Source organism: Yoonia sp. (assembly GCF_036007805.1).
Classification (GTDB): domain Bacteria; phylum Pseudomonadota; class Alphaproteobacteria; order Rhodobacterales; family Rhodobacteraceae; genus Yoonia.
Map to the genome: position 1 here is coordinate 1 of NZ_DASYOK010000033.1, position 2,283 is coordinate 2,283.

Genomic DNA, 2,283 nt, shown 5'->3' on the forward strand with positions numbered 1-2,283 from the left:
TTGCGGTACACAGATCGGCGGCCCCGCTGCCAACACGGCCCAAGGCCCCGATAATCAACGCCGTCGGACGGTCCGTGCCCAAAGCCATCAAAGCCTCTTGCAGGTCGGCCAGCAGGTGGTTTGCACTGGGATAGGCCTTCACGGGTCCCGCGATGCGGCCATGCTGTTGCGCAATCCAGCACATAAGCGATACCGCCGCCCCCGCATAGCCGGCCCAATAGCCGAAGGCCGCAACGCGCCGTCCATCCGCATGCGTGAGATATTCCAGATCATAAAGCGTGCCACCGCCCGCCTTGAAGCGATCAAGCAAAACCTGGCCCGCAGGCTGCCCTTTATAGGCGTGGCCGAACATGATGTGGCGATGGCGCAGAGGCGATCCATCGCTGGGCAATTCCTTCAGTCCGAAGATAATCGCGTCATCCGGTGCCTGTGCCCATGAGAATTCCGGTGCGACCGCGCATCCTGCTGCAACATAATCGGCCAGCGGCAGAATGCGCTGCGTGCTTTCTTCAACTGTCACCCGAAACCCTGCCGCAATCAGCTTGGCAGCACCCTGCGGCGTGATCCCGACGCGTTCCTCGTTGTCGCGGCTTTCCGCGCGCACCCATAGATGGGTCATCACAGGAGCCCCTTTTCAAAGACGGCCTGCACAGAGGCATGTGTGTTCATTTCGTGCTGAAACGCCGCAAGCCCCGGATAATGAGCAATCTCCACACCATCACCCGGTAACCAGCTAAGGACCACGTAAAGGTAGGCATCAGACAAAACACCCAGCTTGCCGGTCTCAAAGGGCAGGTTTGGCAGGTAGTCCTCCAGATGGGCGGCGCACTCTGCCATGCGTTGGGGTACTTTGCGCTTCATATCCGCGAAAGAGCTGGGTTCATCCGCCCACCGTTCACCGCGCAGGCCATGGGCGTGATGCGGATGCATGGTGCCATTCAGATAAGACATCAGTTCGCGCATCTTGGCGGCGGCGAATGCATCCTCTGGCACCAGTTGCGGGGCGATGTATTCCAGAATGGCAGGGGTCTCGGTCAGGATGCCGTCAGGTGTTTCCAACGTGGGGACGCGCCCCTTTGGATTCATTTTCAGATAATCATGCTTTGTTTGTTCACCGCTGGCAAAGTCGATACGGATCTTTTCGTGCGGGGTACCGCACTCCTCCAGGATGATCGCGGCAGCCACCGAAATGGTTCTGGGGGCGTAGTGAAGTCTCAGCATGGGTCGATCCTTTAGTAATGTGTGCGGGCATGCAGGCGGTCATCCCGGTCCAGATGCGGGATGGCGTTGAAACTGGCCAAAATCGGCCCCTGCGGGATGACGTGAATGCGATGGAGCGAGCTGTTCATGATCGGCAGCAGGACATGCGCCATTCGCGTCGGGTTCAGATCAAGCAAATGCCGCATAATCATACCGATCACCCCGCCCGATGTGATGCAAAGCACGCGTACACCGGGTTTGGCGGCCTCTTGCAGCACAGAGGTCACGCGGCTCTCGAATGAGGCAAAAGTCTCATTCCCCATGATTTCGGCATTGTGCCATGCTTCCATGACTTGCGGGACGTGCGCCGCAAATTCCGCCGGTCCGGGAAACGGCACGCCGTGCACATCCTCAAGCGCCTGTCCAAGATTGAAGTAATCCATCTCGTTCAGACGCGGATCAATCAGCGGGCTGTGATAACCTATACCCGCTGCAGTTTCCTGATGGCGCCGCAGGCTGCCGGAAATCACCTTGTCAAAGGTGCTTTCGCGCTCTGACAGGTATTCGCCAAGCCAATTAGCCTGTTGATGACCTAAGGGAGAAAGCCTGTCATAGCTTTCTTCGTCGGTCGCTGCGGAATTTGCCTGCCCGTGCCGGACTAATATGATCTCGCCCATCAAGTCTCTCCTGAACTCACAGGGTTACGGTGTGTAAAGGCCGTTGGCAACGATTCAAACCCTCAGAATCGGCATCAGATGAGCGCTTTGAACGGGCCGCAAATCGCCAGAAACGGTGTCTTTTCAATCACGTACCTGAGAGAACACTGAAATAATCGTCGATCACGGAAATGCGCCCGGCTGAAATCTGTGAACGGGAGAAACAAAACTGATCCGGTTTTGTGGCGCGAGGTGAAAATTACTGCACAGACTTGGATTCCAATCCGTGCGTTGGCGCACAGTAGTACGTCAGTAGGATCTATTTTTCGTTTTCAAGCACAAACCAGGATCACATTGATCACCATTTTCGTGAACGCACGCAGCCTTTTCAAATCGCTGTTCTCGCCCAATCTTCAACTCATCGAAA

The 2,283-nt window shown here is 56.5% G+C and carries 3 protein-coding genes; all 3 read right to left on the minus strand.

Annotated features, from left to right (window positions below; genetic code table 11):
* A partial coding sequence (locus VGP75_RS01795; RefSeq protein ID WP_526025495.1) for a Rossmann-fold NAD(P)-binding domain-containing protein occupies window positions 1-619 on the minus strand: 619 nt, incomplete at its 3' end.
* Window positions 619-1,221 (minus strand): glutathione S-transferase family protein, encoded by a 603-nt coding sequence (locus tag VGP75_RS01800; RefSeq protein ID WP_327542020.1) that lies wholly within the window; start codon window positions 1,219-1,221, stop codon window positions 619-621. The genes VGP75_RS01800 and VGP75_RS01795, both read right to left, overlap by 1 nt.
* Before the next feature lie 11 nt (window positions 1,222-1,232).
* Window positions 1,233-1,877: a histidine phosphatase family protein gene (locus VGP75_RS01805; protein WP_327542021.1), complete on the minus strand. Its 645-nt coding sequence runs from the start codon at window positions 1,875-1,877 to the stop codon at window positions 1,233-1,235.
* Between the last annotated feature and the right edge of the window lie 406 nt (window positions 1,878-2,283).